The sequence below is a fragment of the Ottowia thiooxydans DSM 14619 genome (assembly GCF_000422885.1).
In the GTDB taxonomy this organism is placed as follows: domain Bacteria; phylum Pseudomonadota; class Gammaproteobacteria; order Burkholderiales; family Burkholderiaceae_C; genus Ottowia; species Ottowia thiooxydans.
In genome coordinates, this window is the sequence record NZ_AUGX01000024.1 from 74,267 (window position 1) to 90,207 (window position 15,941).

16 protein-coding genes and 1 pseudogene are annotated in these 15,941 nt (G+C 59.9%); 14 read left to right on the forward strand and 3 right to left on the reverse strand.

Annotated features, from left to right (window positions below; genetic code table 11):
- Positions 1-3: 3 nt before the first annotated feature.
- From G518_RS0118190 to G518_RS0118250, 12 genes are all read left to right on the forward strand, one after another.
- On the forward strand, positions 4-1,581 hold the full coding sequence (locus tag G518_RS0118190; RefSeq protein WP_028603771.1) for a class I SAM-dependent DNA methyltransferase: 1,578 nt from the start codon (positions 4-6) through the stop codon (positions 1,579-1,581).
- Positions 1,571-2,878 (forward strand): restriction endonuclease subunit S, encoded by a 1,308-nt coding sequence (locus G518_RS35775; protein WP_036595179.1) that lies wholly within the window; start codon positions 1,571-1,573, stop codon positions 2,876-2,878. The genes G518_RS0118190 and G518_RS35775 overlap by 11 nt, the downstream gene beginning before the upstream one ends.
- On the forward strand, positions 2,875-3,621 hold the full coding sequence (locus tag G518_RS0118200) for an abortive infection family protein (RefSeq protein ID WP_028603772.1): 747 nt from the start codon (positions 2,875-2,877) through the stop codon (positions 3,619-3,621). The genes G518_RS35775 and G518_RS0118200 overlap by 4 nt, the downstream gene beginning before the upstream one ends.
- On the forward strand, positions 3,621-6,755 hold the full coding sequence (locus G518_RS0118205; RefSeq protein WP_028603773.1) for a type I restriction endonuclease subunit R: 3,135 nt from the start codon (positions 3,621-3,623) through the stop codon (positions 6,753-6,755). The genes G518_RS0118200 and G518_RS0118205 overlap by 1 nt, the downstream gene beginning before the upstream one ends.
- Before the next feature lie 67 nt (positions 6,756-6,822).
- The gene (locus G518_RS0118210; RefSeq protein ID WP_028603774.1) at positions 6,823-8,655 is read left to right on the forward strand and encodes a DUF262 domain-containing protein; all 1,833 of its coding nucleotides are present in this window, start codon (positions 6,823-6,825) and stop codon (positions 8,653-8,655) included.
- 436 nt (positions 8,656-9,091) lie between these two features.
- Positions 9,092-9,229 carry a hypothetical protein gene (locus G518_RS40060; RefSeq protein WP_156909455.1) on the forward strand — a complete coding sequence of 46 codons (138 nt, stop codon included), beginning with the start codon at positions 9,092-9,094 and terminating at the stop codon, positions 9,227-9,229.
- A 72-nt stretch (positions 9,230-9,301) separates the two neighbouring features.
- Positions 9,302-9,892 (forward strand): hypothetical protein, encoded by a 591-nt coding sequence (locus G518_RS35780; RefSeq protein WP_211231737.1) that lies wholly within the window; start codon positions 9,302-9,304, stop codon positions 9,890-9,892.
- 257 nt (positions 9,893-10,149) lie between these two features.
- The gene (locus G518_RS0118225) at positions 10,150-11,952 is read left to right on the forward strand and encodes a vWA domain-containing protein (protein WP_028603775.1); all 1,803 of its coding nucleotides are present in this window, start codon (positions 10,150-10,152) and stop codon (positions 11,950-11,952) included.
- Between the two features lie 186 nt (positions 11,953-12,138).
- Positions 12,139-12,840: a hypothetical protein gene (locus G518_RS0118235; RefSeq protein ID WP_028603776.1), complete on the forward strand. Its 702-nt coding sequence runs from the start codon at positions 12,139-12,141 to the stop codon at positions 12,838-12,840.
- A gap of 63 nt (positions 12,841-12,903) precedes the next feature.
- Positions 12,904-13,275 (forward strand): type II toxin-antitoxin system RelE/ParE family toxin, encoded by a 372-nt coding sequence (locus G518_RS0118240; RefSeq protein ID WP_036595233.1) that lies wholly within the window; start codon positions 12,904-12,906, stop codon positions 13,273-13,275.
- Entirely contained in the window at positions 13,272-13,601 is a 330-nt protein-coding gene (locus tag G518_RS0118245) for a helix-turn-helix domain-containing protein (protein WP_028603778.1), read from the forward strand. The genes G518_RS0118240 and G518_RS0118245 overlap by 4 nt, the downstream gene beginning before the upstream one ends.
- A 49-nt stretch (positions 13,602-13,650) precedes the next feature.
- Complete coding sequence (locus tag G518_RS0118250) at positions 13,651-13,881, forward strand: helix-turn-helix domain-containing protein (protein ID WP_028603779.1); 231 nt, start codon at positions 13,651-13,653, stop codon at positions 13,879-13,881.
- 6 nt (positions 13,882-13,887) lie between these two features.
- Here G518_RS0118250 and G518_RS0118255 read toward each other — a convergent pair.
- Positions 13,888-14,271 (reverse strand): annotated as a pseudogene (locus tag G518_RS0118255) (transposase); the annotation flags it as partial.
- Complete coding sequence (locus tag G518_RS35785; protein ID WP_084651962.1) at positions 14,244-14,957, reverse strand: OmpW family outer membrane protein; 714 nt, start codon at positions 14,955-14,957, stop codon at positions 14,244-14,246. The pseudogene G518_RS0118255 and the gene G518_RS35785, both read right to left, overlap by 28 nt.
- Positions 14,958-15,008: 51 nt before the next feature.
- Between G518_RS35785 and G518_RS0118265 the strand changes: the two genes are divergently transcribed.
- Positions 15,009-15,221 carry a hypothetical protein gene (locus G518_RS0118265; protein WP_028603781.1) on the forward strand — a complete coding sequence of 71 codons (213 nt, stop codon included), beginning with the start codon at positions 15,009-15,011 and terminating at the stop codon, positions 15,219-15,221.
- A 69-nt stretch (positions 15,222-15,290) separates the two neighbouring features.
- Entirely contained in the window at positions 15,291-15,524 is a 234-nt protein-coding gene (locus tag G518_RS35790) for a hypothetical protein (RefSeq protein ID WP_036595182.1), read from the forward strand.
- Positions 15,525-15,747: 223 nt separating this feature from the next.
- On the opposite strand, the gene G518_RS0118280 is transcribed toward G518_RS35790, so the two are convergent.
- Positions 15,748-15,941, reverse strand: a 194-nt coding sequence (locus tag G518_RS0118280) for a hypothetical protein (protein WP_028603782.1), incomplete at its 5' end; no start/stop codon positions are given.

Below are 15,941 nucleotides of genomic sequence, written 5' to 3' on the forward strand. Positions count from 1 at the left end.
CCAATGGCACAGAACGACACCAACAAGAACGGCAACGGAGGAACTCTCGGCTTCGAGGCCGATATGTTCAAGGCCGCCGACAAGCTGCGCGGGAACATGGAGCCCTCCGACTACAAGCACGTCGCGCTCGGGCTCATTTTCCTGAAGTACATCTCTGATGCCTTCGAGGCCAGGCGCAAGGCGCTGCTGGCCGAAGATGCGCAGGCTGCCGAGGACAAAGACGAGTACCTCGCGGACAACGTGTTCTGGGTGCCGAAGGAGGCGCGCTGGTCGCACCTGCAAGCCAACGCCAAGTTGCCCACCATCGGCACGTTGATCGACGACGCGATGCGCGCCATCGAGAAAGACAACGAATCGCTCAAGGGCGTGCTGCCCAAGGACTACGCCCGACCTGCGCTCAACAAGGTGATGCTGGGCGAGCTGATCGACCTGATCTCCGGCATTGCGCTCAACGAAGAAGGCGACCGTTCCAAGGACATCCTCGGGCGGGTGTACGAGTATTTCCTGGGCCAGTTCGCCGGAGCGGAGGGCAAGCGTGGGGGCGAGTTCTACACGCCACGGTCCGTGGTGCGCGTACTGGTGGAAATGCTCGAACCGCTGCCTGATCCCGCGCGGGGCGTGGCAGGCCGCGTGTATGACCCGTGCTGTGGCTCGGGCGGCATGTTCGTGCAGTCGGAAAAATTCGTGCAGCAGCACGGCGGCCGCATCGGCGACATTGCGATTTACGGCCAGGAATCGAACTACACCACGTGGCGACTGGCCAAAATGAACCTGGCCGTGCGCGGCATCGATTCCGACATCCGCTGGAACAACGAGGGCAGCTTCCACAAGGACGAACTGCGCGACCTCAAGGCCGACTACATCCTCGCCAATCCGCCGTTCAACATCTCCGACTGGGGCGGCGACCGCCTGCGCGACGACGTGCGCTGGAAGTTCGGCGCGCCGCCAGTGGGCAACGCCAACTACGCGTGGCTCCAGCACATCTACCACCACCTCGCACCCAACGGCACGGCGGGCGTGGTGCTGGCCAACGGCTCGATGAGCTCCAACCAGTCTGGCGAAGGCGATATCCGCAAGGCGATGCTCGAAGCCGACGCAGTGGATTGCATGGTGGCGCTGCCCGGTCAGCTCTTCTACTCCACGCAGATCCCCGCTTGTCTGTGGTTCCTGGCCCGCAACAAGAACCCGGGCCACGGCCTGCGTGACCGGCGCGGGCAGGTGCTGTTCATTGACGCCCGCAAGATGGGCGTGCTGGTGGATCGCACCCGGCGCGAACTCACAGACGAAGAAGTCAAGAAGATCGCGGACACCTACCACGCGTGGCGCGGTGAGAAAGACGCAGGTGAGTACGCCGACGTGGCAGGCTTCTGCAAGTCGGCATCTATGGAAGACATCCGCAAACACGGCCACGTGCTGACACCGGGTCGCTACGTGGGCGCGGTGGATGTGGAAGATGATGGCGAGCCGTTCGAGGAAAAGATGCTGAGGCTCTCGGCGTTGTGGCGCGTGCAGCGAGCAACAGCGGCCAAGCTGGACGCGGCGATTGAAGCCAACCTGAAGGAGCTTGGGTATGGCGAATGAATGGCTTGCGTCTTCTCTCGGTGAACTAACTGATTGGGCTTCAGGAGGAACGCCTCCGAAAGAGAATCCAGAATATTGGGGTGGAGATATTCCGTGGATAAGTGCCAGTTCAATGAAGTCTGGCAGGTTGAGCGAATCAGACAGGACACTTACCCAGAAAGGCTTGGAGCAAAAAAGCAGGCTCGCTCGCAAGAACGATGTTCTTCTTCTTGTCCGGGGTAGTGAGCTTCACAAACGAATTCCTGTTGGCGTAGCCACACGTGATGTCGCATTCAATCAAGATGTGAAAGCGCTTCGTGCGAAGAACGGCATCAGCAGCACTTATTTGTATTACTGGCTGACTGCTCATGAGCCGATGCTCCTTTCAAAGGTTGAGCACACCGGCATTGGCGCGGGGAAGTTGGACACTGCCGTTCTCAAGGCTCTTCCTGTTGAAGTTCCACCAGTAGAAGAACAACGCGCCATCGCCCATATCCTCGGCACGCTGGACGACAAGATCGAACTCAACCGTCGCAGCAACGAAACGCTGGAGGCGATGGCCCGCGCCCTGTTCAAAGCGTGGTTCGTGGACTTCGAGCCGGTACGCGCCAAGCTGGAAGGCCGCTGGCAGCGCGGCCAATCGCAGCCCGGCCTGCCCGCGCACCTCTATGACCTCTTTCCCGACCGCCTCGTTGAATCGGAGTTAGGAGAGATTCCGGAGGGGTGGGAAATGCGCTCCCTGGACTCGATTGCGAACTACCTAAACGGTCTTGCTTTACAGAAGTTTCCGCCTGAAAGCGAAACCGAGTTCCTTCCGGTCATCAAGATCGCGCAATTGCGTGCTGGACACACGAATGGAGCAGACAAGGCGAGCACGCAAATCAAGCCCGAGTATGTGGTTGTCGATGGCGATGTGTTGTTCTCGTGGTCGGGTTCGCTCGAAGTTGAAGTTTGGAATGGTGGGCGCGGCGCATTGAACCAGCATCTGTTCAAGGTAACGTCCAACGAGGTGCCGAAGTGGTTCTACTTCTTCGCCACCCGTCACCACTTGTCGGAATTCCGCGCTATTGCCGCTGGCAAGGCTACAACGATGGGCCACATTCAGCGCAAGCACCTCACGGAGGCTCGGATTGCTGTTGCACCACCGGAGAGCATGGAAAAGTTTGATGCTGTCATTGCTTCGCAATTCGATCAATTGGTCAGCAACGCGCAGCAGTCCCGCTCCCTCGCCCAAGTCCGCGACGCCCTGCTGCCCAAACTCATCTCCGGCGAATTGCGCGTTCCAGATGCAGAGCGCATCGTCGGAGCGGCGGTATGACCTTGGATTGGTGCCCCGGCATCCGCGAGGCCTGCGGGCATTGGCGTGACGCGCCGATGTTGCAACAGACCTTTGAGGCAATGGAGCGCAATCTGGAGCAGAACAACGATGCGTGCATCGACTGCGCCAAGACCGTTGTCGAGGTGGTGTGCCGGGTGGTGGTTGACAGCTTCCACACTCTACAAGCTCCGCTGAAACCGGTACAGGAAACGCCCTCGCTTTCGGATTGGCTGAGTTCGGCGATTCGCGCGCTCAAGCTGGGCGACGTGCGCGATGACAAGTTCAAGAAGCTGGTGTCCAGCCATCACAAGCTGGCCGACGCACTGAACGACCTACGCAACAAGGCAGGCCCCGCCAGTCACGGCAAAGATCCGTATCTGGCGCGGTTGGCAGAGCACCACCGACGCAGTGCCGTGCTGGCGGCCGATGCCATCGTGGCCTTTCTGCATCAGGCCTATCTGGATGCGCAGCTCGACCCGAGCAGCTCGCGCGAGCCGTGGGAGCGATTCGCAACAGACAACGCGCTGATCGACGCGCACGTGGGGCTGGCAGTGGACGCCGAGGACGGCGACTCACCAACCTTGCGCTTCCTGCTGCCGGGGGGTGATGAGCTACCCATCAACATCGAAGTCAGCCGTTTGCTTTACCAGCTGGATCGGGACGCCTATGTCGAGGCGTTGAATGCTGCGCGCGGGGCTCCGGCTCCAGTGGTGGAGCCCGTCGAAGAACAAGGAGAACCGTAATGGCGTTTCTGTCGGAGGCCGCCGTAGAGCTGGCACTACTGGAGCAGTTGCGAGGGCTGGGATACAGCATCGAACGCGAGGAAGACATCGGCCCCGATGGCCACCGACCGGAGCGCGAGAGCCACGATGAAGTCGTGCTCAAGAAGCGCTTCGAGGACGCCGTTGCACGCCTGAACCCTGGACTGCCATTGGAAGCGCGGCAGGATGCTGTGCGGCGGGTGATGCAGTCCGAACTGCCCTCATTGCTCGAAGAAAACCGCCGCCTCCACAAGCTGATCACCGAAGGCGTGGACGTGGAGTACTACGCCAACGACGGCACCCTGACAGCGGGCAAGGTCGCGCTCATCGACGTGGAGCGGCCAGAGCAGAACGACTGGCTCGCGGTAAGTCAGTTCGTGGTCATCAACGGCCAGAACAACCGGCGGCCCGATGTGGTGGTGTTCGTGAACGGCCTGCCTCTGGGCGTGATTGAACTGAAAGCGCCGGGCAGCGCCGGTGCGCATCTGCTCGGCGCGTTCAACCAGTTGCAGACCTACAAGCAGCAGATCCCGCAGCTGTTCAACACCAACGCGCTGCTGGTCACCTCGGACGGCATTGCGGCACGGGTGGGTTCGCTGTCGGCAGACCTGGAGCGCTTCATGCCCTGGCGCACCACCGACGGTACGGACGTTGCCCCCAAGGGTGCGCCGGAGCTTTCAACACTGATCGAGGGCGTGTTCGAGCAGCGCCGCCTGCTTGACCTGCTGTGCTATTTCACAGTCTTCGGGGAAACCGGGTCGGGCCTGGCCAAGATCATTGCGGGCTACCACCAGTTCCACGCGGTGCGGCACGCGGTGAACAGCACGGTGACGGCGTCTTCGCCGCAGGGCAATCAGCGGGTCGGGGTCATCTGGCACACCCAAGGCTCAGGAAAAAGCCTGCTGATGGCGTTCTACGCCGGGCAACTGGTCAAACACCCGGCAATGGCCAACCCGACGCTGGTGGTGCTGACCGACCGCAACGATCTGGACGACCAGCTCTTCTCGACGTTCTCGATGTGCCGCGACCTGATCCGGCAGACGCCGGTGCAGGCCGAGAGCCGCGAAGATCTACAGAAAGTCTTGAGCCGGGCATCCGGCGGCGTGATTTTCACGACGTTGCAGAAGTTCGGCGAGATCGCGGAGCCGTTCACCACGCGACGCAACGTGGTCGTGATCGCCGATGAAGCGCACCGTAGTCAGTACGGCTTCAAGGCCAAGGTGGACGCGAAGACTGGCGAAATCTCCTACGGCTTCGCCAAGTACCTGCGCGACGCCCTGCCGAACGCATCCTTTATCGGCTTTACCGGTACGCCCATCGAGGCGGACGACGTTAACACCCCGGCGGTATTCGGCCACTACATTGATGTCTACGACATCAGCCGTGCGGTCGAGGACGGCGCAACCGTACCGATTTACTACGAATCGCGACTGGCACGCATCGAACTCGATGAGGAAGAGAAGCCGAAGATCGACGCCGAAGTCGACGAGCTAACCGAGGAGGATTCCGAAACCGACCAGGAGCGCTTCAAGAAGAAGTGGTCAACGGTGGAAGCCCTGGTCGGCAGCGACAAGCGCCTGGCTCTGGTGGCCAAGGACATGGTCGCGCACTTCGAGGATCGCGTGGCTGCGCTGGATGGCAAGGCGATGGTGGTCTGCATGAGCCGCCGCATCTGCGTGAAGCTATACGACGAAATCGTCAAACTGCGCCCGGACTGGCACAGCACGGACGACAACGCGGGCGCGGTCAAGATTGTGATGACGGGTGCAGCGAGCGACCCGCAGGAATGGCAGCAACACATCGGCAACAAGGCCCGGCGCGATCTGCTGGCCAAGCGTGCCCGTGATCCCAAAGACCCGCTCAAGCTGGTGATCGTGCGGGATATGTGGCTGACCGGCTTTGACGCGCCGTGCATGCACACGATGTATGTGGACAAGCCAATGCAGGGTCACGGACTGATGCAGGCGATTGCGCGCGTGAACCGCGTGTTCCGCGACAAGCCTGCGGGGCTGATCGTGGACTACATCGGCATTGCACAGAATCTGAAGTCTGCGCTGCAGCAGTACTCCAAGAACGATCAGGAAAACACCGGCGTCGACGAAGCGCAGGCCGTCGCGGTGATGATGGAGAAGTACGAGGTGGTGCGCGACATGTACCACGGCTACGACTACGCCTCCGCAATGAGCGGCACGCCGCAGGAGCGCCTGGCGATGATGGCGGGAGCCATCGAGTGGATTCTCGATCTGCAACAAAAGCTGGCCGCGAAAGAGAAAACCAAGGACGGCAAGAAGAACGCACACCGTCGATACCAGGACGCCGTGCTGGCGTTGTCCAAGGCCTTCGCCCTGGCATCCGCATCCGACGAGGCCCGCGAAATTCGTGAGGAAGTCGGCTTCTTCCAGGCGATTCGTGCCGCGCTGGTCAAGAGCAGCACCGGCTCCGGCGTGACCCAGCAAGAGCGCGAACTGGCGATCCAGCAGATCGTCAGCCGTGCAGTGGTGTCGACTGAGATCGTAGATATCCTGGCCGCTGCGGGCATCAAGAGCCCGGATATCTCCATCCTCTCCGACGAGTTCCTCGCCGAAGTCCAGCAGATGGAGAAAAAGAACCTTGCGTTGGAAGCCCTGCGCAAGCTGATCAACGACGGCATTCGTTCGCGCAGCAAGGCCAACGTGGTGCAGACCAAGGCGTTCTCGGAGCGATTGGAGGACGCTGTGGCGCGGTACCACGCCAACGCCATCACCACCGCCGAGGTGCTGCAGGAGTTGATCCAACTGGCCAAAGACATCCGCGCGGCCCGCCAGCGGGGCGAAGAGCAAGGTCTGTCCGACGAGGAGATCGCCTTCTACGACGCACTGGCCGAGAACGAAAGCGCCATTCAGATGATGGGTGACGACAAGCTGAAACTCATCGCTCACGAGCTGCTGGTCAGTCTGCGCGAAAACGTCTCCGTCGATTGGGCGCACCGCGATTCGGCACGGGCGCGGATGCGCGTGCTGGTGAAGCGCATTCTGCGGAAGTATGGCTATCCGCCTGATTTGCAGGATGCGGCCGTGCAGACCGTGCTGCAGCAAGCTGAGGCGTTGTCATCGGGGTGGTCGGTTTCGCATCGCTGAACTGCCCAATAAGCATTGGCGAGAACCGTCACGTCACTGACGCAAGAATAAAAGGAATCTGAGAGTTATGGCCCGCATCGAAAACCACAAATACAGCATTGAGGAAGCGTTCCGGGAGTGCTTTTACATCGTCCCGGACTACCAGCGCGAGTACGTCTGGACGGACAAGGAGGTGCATCAACTGCTGGAGGACATCGGCGAGCAGATCGATGTGGGCACGACACGCGAATACTTCATCGGTACCGTGCTGGTGTCGCCGACCGACCAGAAGAACCACTACGAGGTCATCGACGGCCAGCAGCGTCTGACCACGTTCTTCCTGCTGCTGTGCGCGTTGCGGCACCTCCTGCAACAGGAGCCGGAAGCCCAGCACCTCAACCGGCTGATTTCCGACAGCTACACCGGCAGTACCGGGATCGTGACCCGTCTCAAGCTTGATCCCCGTTACGAAAGCGCGGCTGAGGTCATGGCTAAGGTTGTCGAGATCAATGGCGACCCTGTGGCCGTGCGCGCGGGCGTTCAAGCATCGGGCATCGCCAGCTTCGGATCGCTGGAAAACCTCATCAACGCTTACTCAACGTTGTACCGTTATCTGAAAGACAACTACGACGACGCCGCCAAGCTCAAGAAGTATTGGTTCTATCTCGCCACAAACGTCGTGTTCATCCAGATATCCACCGACGTGAGCAGCGCGCTGAAGATTTTCGAGACCATCAACGAGCGCGGCGTGGGCCTGAACCCGATGGACTTGCTCAAGAACCTGCTGTTCACGCAGGTCAAGCAGGCACAGTTCACCCAGCTCAAGGACGAGTGGAAGAAGATCACCAAGCCGCTGGAGAAGCAAAAGGAAAAACCGCTGCGCTTCCTGCGCTACTTCCTGATGGCCAACTACGTCATCAAGAATCAGCGCGGCGACGCGGTAGTGCGCGAGGACGAAATCTACGACTGGTTCATCGCGAAGGACAACGCGGCACTGTGCGATTACGCAGGCAAGCCCTTCGAGTTCGTACGCAAGGTGATCCGCAACGTCGAGCACTACCTGGCCTTCGCCAATGGCCTCGGTAACGATGGCAAGCCGAGTCTGGCGATGGACAGCCTGAAGCGGCTGGCAGGCGGCGCCTTCAGTTTGCACTTCGTCCTGCTGCTTGCAGCGGCGAATTTCCCCAAGCCGCTGTTCGACCATTTCGTGGCGCAGCTGGAGAGCTTCCTCTTCTACTACATCTTCACCAAGACACCGACCAAGGATCTGGAACGCAGCTTCTCTCAGTGGGCTGACGAGCTGCGCGCGATTGCGGAGACCAGCGATCCGGTGAAACAGAAGGTGCAGCTCAACGCGTTCATCGCCGAGCGCTTCGAGAAGAACATGGCGGGCAAATCACAGGAGCTGGCCGACGCCCTCAAGCGCTTCACGCTGTACTCGATGCAGCAGTACCGCACGCGCTACCTGCTGGCGCGGCTGACGCAGCACGTCGACATGGCCTTCAGCGGGGTGAAGGTGCCGGGCAGTCTAGAGCCGTTCACCAATCTGGAAATCGAGCACATCCTGCCCAACAAGCCAGAGGACGATCTGCGCAGCAAGTGGGCCACCGAGAATCCGGGGATGGCCTACGACGACTACAAGAACCGGCTGGGCAACCTGACCTTGCTGGAGAAGCCCATCAACATCGTCGCGGGCAATGACTTCTACACGGCCAAGCAAGTCGAGTACGGCAAGAGCGGCAACTACCTGACCCGCAGTTTGGTGGCGCTGACCGACGTTGGGCAAAACACGTCCATCTCGCGGATCAACGCAAAGCTGGAGGCTTTCCCTGCGTGGGATGCGGTAAGCATCGAAAAAAGGCACGCGATGCTTATAGCGTTGGCGCAGGACGTCTGGAAGACCACCGCCATCGATGTCTAGTCAAGGGTGGTTCGGCACTGCGCGCACTTGTGACCTGCACGAGCGCAAAAACCGATGATCAGGTCGGCGTCGTTAGCTCGGGGTTACCTGGTGCAACCAGCCGAATGACCGGACCTATTCGAAGCAGGCGTCCAGACCGCCTCACGAATGAATCCAAACAACCTCTAGCTGCCCACCATTGCTCGCGCAACTTCAAAAATCAAGAAGCTATTGATCTAACTGTTACGACTGCCCCCGCGACAAAAAAGGCGCTTCAGATGAGCGCCTTTTCCATTTTCTCTAACTGCACTGTTGCACTAACTTGGCAAAGTTAGCACTTTCTCTGTTTGAGAGGACATGCAGCGAGATTTGCAAATAGTGAGAATATTTGCAAGATCAATGAGAACCTACATTTTCTTTATCATTTCGTACAAGTTAGCCAACCAGTGAGGGTGCGATGTACCTCGTGAATCTGCTCCGCCTGGTGCTTGCACGCAGGATTCAACTTCGCACCGCGTGGCGCGCACTGCAAGAGCGTCCCATCGCCGTGGCCGGCCGTGGCGGGTCATTTGTGGTCGACCCGGATTTCGACTGATTCAGCGCATTCCGTTCGCGACACCATCTCCTTGAATGTTCAACCGGCGCTGTGCGCCACTCAAGGAGACCTATGTCCACCTCACCGCCCAAAGTCTTTGGCACCTCGACGCCAACTGAGATGAGCTCGCCCGTGCGCTACTACACCGGCATCGGATCCCGAGAGACGCCGCAAGAGGTGCAGGAAACGATGAAGCGCTGTGCTGCGTGGCTGGCCGATCGCGGCCTGGTCCTGCGCAGCGGCGCAGCACCTGGCGCTGACACCGCTTTTGAAAGCGGCGTCGACCGAGCTGACGCCAAGGTTATCTTCGTGCCCTGGGATGGCTTCCAAGGCCGTCCACAGGTCTTCAAGACGCCGCCGGCCGCGCTGGCAAGCGTCGATCAGTTTCACCCAGCACCGCAGTCATTGAGCCGCGGCGCACGCGCCCTGATGGCGCGAAACGCCATGCAGATCCTGGGCCACGAGATGGCCACGCCGTCGCTGTTCGTGTTGTGCTGGACACAGGACGGATGCGAGTCACACGCGACCCGTACAAGGGCGACCGGCGGCACTGGCCAGGCCATCTCGATCGCGTCCCATCACCAGGTACCCGTGTTCAACCTCAGATCTCCGAGCTGGAGAGATCGGTTCCTGACTGCGGGCAAGCAGCACGCCTGGTTCTGACCCACACACCACCGTTCCTGCAACCGCGGGCGGTGGTTTTCTTTTTTGATGGGCCAAAAAAAGGACCGCTCATGGAGCGGCCCTTCAGATCATTGACGGCGACTGGCTGTTCAACCGAGGCGGAGTGGCCTCGCACAGTCTCCTCAACTCTCCGCTTTCGATTATAGGGATGCGCTCCCTCAGCGCAAGCGTTTCTCCGCCGCGCCATCTCCAGCCATGTTCAACCCCGATCACCGATCGGAACACTGGAGAAAAAAATGCGCAACCTCAAAATCCTGGCGAAGATCCTCGCCAACAGCGTGCACATGGACGTGGCCTTCGAGGCCGTCTCCACAGCAAGCTGCGATGGCAAGTGCATTCGCATACCCCAGCACTGGGGACTGTCCAATGATCCCAAAGACGAGATCATCGTTCGCGGAATGATGGACCATGAAGCTCTCGGCCACGGTCGGTTCACCGACTTCAAGGTTTGGGTGCAGAAGTTCGCCGATCACAAGATCACCAACCTCGACGCAGCCATTCACAACATCCTGGAGGACATCTTCATCGAGACGATGGCGATGGCCAGCAAGCCGGGCACGAAAAACAACCTCAGCGAGCTTGTTCGGGTGTTGGTCGACACGGAAGACTTCTTCGGGCCCGAGCCACAACACCTCCAGCCTGAAGACGGAGCAACCATGCTCGTCAACGCACTGCTCATCGTCTGTCGGTCGAACTTGCTGCCAGGCCAGGCTCAATACCTGGGCTCGCGCGCAGCTGCCTATGAAAAGCTCTGCCAGCAGGCCTTTGGCCCGCTGTGGACGCAGATCTACGCGATTGCAGCCAAGTCCGCCTCGGCGCAGTCCACACAGGACACGCTGGAGCTGACCCTGCAGATCAAGCGGCTCGTCGAAGCCGCGGCCGTCGGCAAGCTACCGCAACCGTCGGACGGCGAACCTAACGGGGAAGCTGGTGAGCCCGACTCTGCCCAAAGCGAAAGCCAAGGGACGGGGAAGGGCAAAGCCAAAGGTAAAGCCAAAGCGAAGGGCAAAGGCGAGGCCGAATCTGCCGAAGAGCAGGGTGGTGATGGGGATGGCGCCGGCGATGGTCAGCCCGAAGACCAAGGCAAAGGCAAAGGCAAAGGCAAGGGCAGCAAACCCAGCAAAGGCCGCGGCGCCGGCGCTGGATGCGCTGACGGAGAGCAGATCCAGTCAGCCGCTCGAAAGCTCCTGGAGCAGTCGAACGATGAAATGCCAGTGGTGGAAATCACGGAGGCGGCCTCGCAAGAGATGAACGATTCCAAGCACACCCGCAAGGCTGTCAGCGATCCGACTTGCGGTGAATGGCCGACGTTGCTGCCTCCCCAGCCAGCAACCTTGGCTCTTGCGAATCGAATCGCAAGTCGTTCGGAAGACATCATCGACGTGCTCAAAACCATGACCCACGCTGGTCGCCATGTTGGACTGGTGGGCAAGCGACTGAGCAGTCGGCACTTGAATCGCGTTCCCACTTGCGACTTGCGGGTGTTCACCAACAAGTCGCATGCGCGAGGCATCGACACCGGCGTGGTGCTGATGTGCGACTTCTCCACGTCCATGAATGATCCGATCTCACGCCAGGATCCAACCTCGCGGGCAACTGCGGCGAATGGACTCTACGTCGGATTGGCTGATCTGCTGGACGAGTACGGCGTGCCGTTCTCTGCTTTCGCTTTCAACAACAGCCCGAAGTCGATCAAACTGACCGATGAGGACTGGAGCACGAATCGGCGAAAGCTGCTAGTGCCATACCCGTGCGGTGGGACGAGTGCCGGCGCAGCGCTGTACCAGGCGGTTGCAGAAGCGTCGCAGCTAACGCAGCAGCGACGCCTTGTCGTTCTCATCACCGACGGTGACACCAACGACACGGGCGTTTTGGACGCTGCCTATCAAGATGCGGCGGAACTCGGCATCGACGTGGTGACCTTGCTACTAGGTGATGCCCACTCGCTGTACTACGAGGGTAAGGCCGAGCGCTGTTTGACCACCTCAAGCCTGGTCGATTACACGGTCAAGGCCGTTGAAGCTGCCATCAGCGACTGATCCCAATGGAGCCCTGTTCACGCAGGGCTCCATTTTTTTCGGCCAGGTCGGCCGTAGGGGTGCGCGGCCGTTTCGCGCGCGCGAACACCGGAGCCACGCCGGCGGCGCATTTCCCACGCCCGCCATTTCCACGCATGTTCAACCTGGCCTCACGGCCGCTGTGCGATCCATTCGCAGGAGATTCACATGTTTTTAACCTACAACCCCGTCGCTGGCTGCTTGGTACACACGGGCAATGACCCGATGGCCAGGGCCACGAACGAAGCACTCAACTCGGCTCGCAAAATGACCACGGATGAGCGCTGGAAGGCTGGCCACAGCTTCGACGAGCCGCAAGGGCCCACGGTCCTGGCACGCGAAGCACTGGAAGCCATCGATGGCATCGTCGAAGTGTTCTCCGGGCGCTTGACGGGTGTCTTTTACGCCGAAACGAAGGATGCGCGTGGCAACGTGTATCCCAAGATGCGGCTGGCCTTTTCGGAAAACAGCTCAGATCCTCATGTCATCAGTCTCGAACTGGCGCATGAGATGACGCTGCAGCTGATCCAGCGCATCACAAGCGTGCAGCCTGGCCAGTGGCTCATCATCCGACCAACGATCTCGCCTGTCGAGCGCAACGGCCGCATGTTCGCGAACCACAACTGCATCGTCAAAGACGACCAAGACCAGCTGCTTAGTCCCATACCGGGTCTGTGGAAGCAGGCCCAGGCCGGTGCTGATGAGGCAGCGAAGAAGCTCATGGACATGGGCATCAAGGAAGCCAAGCTGATCAACCTCACCAAGGCGCAATCGAAGTTGGACTTTCATCGCCAGCTGCTGGACGGCATCGTTCAGCGCTTCAAGATGGACGCCAAACCCCAGTCGACAAGCGAAACCGCGTTCTTCTGAACTGGCTCGCTCAACCCACAGGCCACTCTTTGAGTGGCCTTTTCTATGGAGGCATCGTTGCTTATGCGTACCAGTACTGATACAGTCAAACCCAAGAAGGAGTTGAAGTTCTGCTGCGACGCTGCACGGGATGAGCTGATGAGTTTGCCCGTGGACATCCGCAAGGCTTTCGGCGAGCAGTTCCGACGCGTGCAGTGGGGTCAACTCCCCGATCGCGTCGAGTGGTTTGAGACCGTAGGGCCCAAGGTCCTGCAGATGGGCGTCCGAGACGCCCATTCTTGGTATCGCGCCATGTATATCCAGAGCTATCCGGAGGCCATCTACGCGCTGCACTTCTTCCAAAAGAAGACGAATCAGACGCCTCAGCGCAACATCGACATCGCTCGCAAGAGACTGTCGGATCTCAACGCCGAACGAACGAAAGGACGCAAATGACGAAAGCAAGCAGCCAGGAGGCCATGCTGCCGACCGACAACATCTTCGCCACATTCGGCTTTCCGCCGGACGAAGCAGAAGAGCTGCTGGCGGAGGCTGATCGCCGCATCGGTGAGGAGATCGCCTTAAAGGAAAACCTCGCCGGTGCTGTCACCAGCTGGATGACCGAGCGCCAATTGACGCATGAGTCGGCCGCAAGCCAACTCGGTGTCGATCTCTCGGTGATTTCGAAAGTGGTGCGTCAGCACCTCAACGAGTTCTCCATCGGTGACCTGTTCTCGATGGCTTTCAGAACGGGCAAGCGCTTCGCTATCGCCCTGCACTGATCACAACCCCCTTGCGCTTCTTGCGTAAGGGGGTTTTCTTATTTGAGCCATGGCCACCTACACATCCGTCGACTCGGTGCGTGACGCACTCGCCAAAGAGCTGTGCACCTGGATCCGCGATAGCGGGCTCACCACCGAGGAGGTTGCAGCAAAGCTGCAAACCAGCCGTCCTCGCGTCTCCAACCTCCTGAACGACAGGCTGGAGCTGTTCTCGATCGATTCGCTTGTGAAGTACTGCTGGCGCGCCGGAAAGAGCATCGAGCTCACCGTTCTGGACTAGGGCCTGTTAACACATCCGAAGTCCATCAGCGACGAGCACGAAGCTGATGAAGCCCAGGAACATGAGGTCGAGTTTCTCGAACCGCGAGAAGATGCGGCGATAGCCCTTGAGCCGACGGAACAAGCGCTCGACCTCATTGCGACGCTTGTACATCTCGCGGTCGTACTCCCAAGGTTCGATCCGCGTCTTCATCGGTGGCACCACTGGAATGAAACCCAGATCCAGCGCCAATTGCCGTGTCTCATTGCCTTCGTAGGCACGGTCCATCAACAAGTGCACTGGTCTGCTGGTCGGCCCAAGACTGCTGAGCAGGCGCCGGCCTTCAGGCGCGTCGTGCGCCTGACCAGGCGAGAGGCAAAACGTCACGGCCGTTCGAGCATCCGCGGCAACCCAATTGCACCGCCCAGCGCCTGCTGCAAGCCACCGTTCAATCGAGTGTTGCCAAAGTATGCGTAGGTCAGGCCTACGCCGGCGGAGAACCGCAGCTTGTCCTCTGGCTCGCCAAAGAAGTACTTGGCCAGCACCGTTGGCCCGTACAGGCGCGCGGAGCCCAGCTGCCCAAGGGGAGCAAGCGTGCCCGAGCCGTACAGCTTCAAACGCGGCGGCACGCCAAGCACGCCCTCGATCGCGACCTGGTCGGTGATGAAGTAGTGGCCACTGAAGCCCAGCGTGGTTGAGCTGCGCAGACTCGAACCCGAGCCAGGAATCTCCCGCTCCACCGGCGAAGTGAAGCGCAGCGTGGAGCTCTTGTCCTGCGGCGCGTAGTGCAGCACCCCAGCGCCAACGACGAAGTCACCTGCCTTCTGGGCGTAGGCGCTGCCCAACGGCGCGCAAAGGGCCGCCAGAGCCATCAATCGAGACAGGGAGGGTGTGTGAGCGTGACGTTGAGCTTGCACTGGGGGGTCTCCAAATTGCCGAAGTTGAACGATTGATTGCATTCCTACTTTAGCCGACCCGGCCCATCGCCCGATCTCGCAATATCCCCACGATCTCGCAATATCTCCACGATTTGCCCTGGCACCGGCCGGCAACGGGCCCGAGCCACGGACTTTTTCGCGGTTGCCATCTCCGAGCATGTTCAACCGATCGGCTTGCCGGTCATTCGCCCACTGGGCTCGGAGTCAACCATGATCATCGCGTTCGCACAAAACCTGTTCTCGAAACTGGTTCAAGGCATGCAAATTGTCCAAAACACGCCGGTCGCAATTAACCCGCGCCTCGTGTCCGCTACCGAAGAGCTCGATCTGATCCGCAGGGCTTCCAAACCCTACGGCTTCGTTGCTCGCACGATTTCAGCGCCGGTTCCCGCTGCTGCTGGATGGTCCCGCTTGCCGGACTGACCACTTGAATCACAAGCCGCCTTCGTGCGGCTTTTCCCCTTCCCTTACTTGGCGCCGGAGCGATCTGCCATGAACCCTGTGCATCTCGAATGGCTCGGCGCCGCTTTCGGCCTGAGCGGATCCTTCTTGTTGGCCTCTACGACCAGGCATTCACGCTACGCGTGGTTGCTGTTCGCGGTCTCCAACGTGTCCCTCGCTGCTTTTGCGGCGATTCATTCTTACTTCGGCCTGCTGCTGCTCAACCTCGGTTTTGGCGTCAGCAGCTCCCTCGGCATCTACAACAATTTTTGGAGAGTCAAATGATCACCCCAAGCGAATCTAACCACAGCAACTTCACGCGAAAGTACGGAGCGTTCGATGGCGAGTGGGGGTATACCCACCAGGGGGTCTCCTCGTTTTCAGTGCAATAAGTGACGGTACGAAAAGCTAGCACTGGCGCGGAGGTGGTGTTGGTAGATCGTTGATTTCATTGACTTTCCTGTTCACTTTCAAATCTGCGATTCGTGGCGTCAAACCGTGGTCGGTTTCATCCATTGGTGCCAGTTATCGATGCATTTGGCCGCGAAGGCAGGATTTGGTCAGCATAGCGGTCAACCGGGAAGCGAAACACACCCCGCAAGTTGATGCTCTCCAGCCTGGTGGGCGCAATCTTCCCGATCAGTTCCGGTGGAATGACCTGGCGGCGGTTCGACCAGCGATCCAGGACCGCCTGCATCTGTG

Bases quoted from the DNA above. Each gene is read 5' to 3' on its own strand.
- G518_RS0118190 (WP_028603771.1), top strand. From the start codon at position 4: ATGGCACAGAACGACACCAACAAGAACGGCAACGGAGGAACTCTCGGC.
- G518_RS35775 (WP_036595179.1), top strand. From the start codon at position 1,571: ATGGCGAATGAATGGCTTGCGTCTTCTCTCGGTGAACTAACTGATTGG.
- G518_RS0118200 (WP_028603772.1), top strand. From the start codon at position 2,875: ATGACCTTGGATTGGTGCCCCGGCATCCGCGAGGCCTGCGGGCATTGG.
- G518_RS0118205 (WP_028603773.1), top strand. From the start codon at position 3,621: ATGGCGTTTCTGTCGGAGGCCGCCGTAGAGCTGGCACTACTGGAGCAG.
- G518_RS0118210 (WP_028603774.1), top strand. From the start codon at position 6,823: ATGGCCCGCATCGAAAACCACAAATACAGCATTGAGGAAGCGTTCCGG.
- G518_RS40060 (WP_156909455.1), top strand. From the start codon at position 9,092: ATGTACCTCGTGAATCTGCTCCGCCTGGTGCTTGCACGCAGGATTCAA.
- G518_RS35780 (WP_211231737.1), top strand. From the start codon at position 9,302: ATGTCCACCTCACCGCCCAAAGTCTTTGGCACCTCGACGCCAACTGAG.
- G518_RS0118225 (WP_028603775.1), top strand. From the start codon at position 10,150: ATGCGCAACCTCAAAATCCTGGCGAAGATCCTCGCCAACAGCGTGCAC.
- G518_RS0118235 (WP_028603776.1), top strand. From the start codon at position 12,139: ATGTTTTTAACCTACAACCCCGTCGCTGGCTGCTTGGTACACACGGGC.
- G518_RS0118240 (WP_036595233.1), top strand. From the start codon at position 12,904: ATGCGTACCAGTACTGATACAGTCAAACCCAAGAAGGAGTTGAAGTTC.
- G518_RS0118245 (WP_028603778.1), top strand. From the start codon at position 13,272: ATGACGAAAGCAAGCAGCCAGGAGGCCATGCTGCCGACCGACAACATC.
- G518_RS0118250 (WP_028603779.1), top strand. From the start codon at position 13,651: ATGGCCACCTACACATCCGTCGACTCGGTGCGTGACGCACTCGCCAAA.
- G518_RS35785 (WP_084651962.1), bottom strand. From the start codon at position 14,957: ATGCTCGGAGATGGCAACCGCGAAAAAGTCCGTGGCTCGGGCCCGTTG.
- G518_RS0118265 (WP_028603781.1), top strand. From the start codon at position 15,009: ATGATCATCGCGTTCGCACAAAACCTGTTCTCGAAACTGGTTCAAGGC.
- G518_RS35790 (WP_036595182.1), top strand. From the start codon at position 15,291: ATGAACCCTGTGCATCTCGAATGGCTCGGCGCCGCTTTCGGCCTGAGC.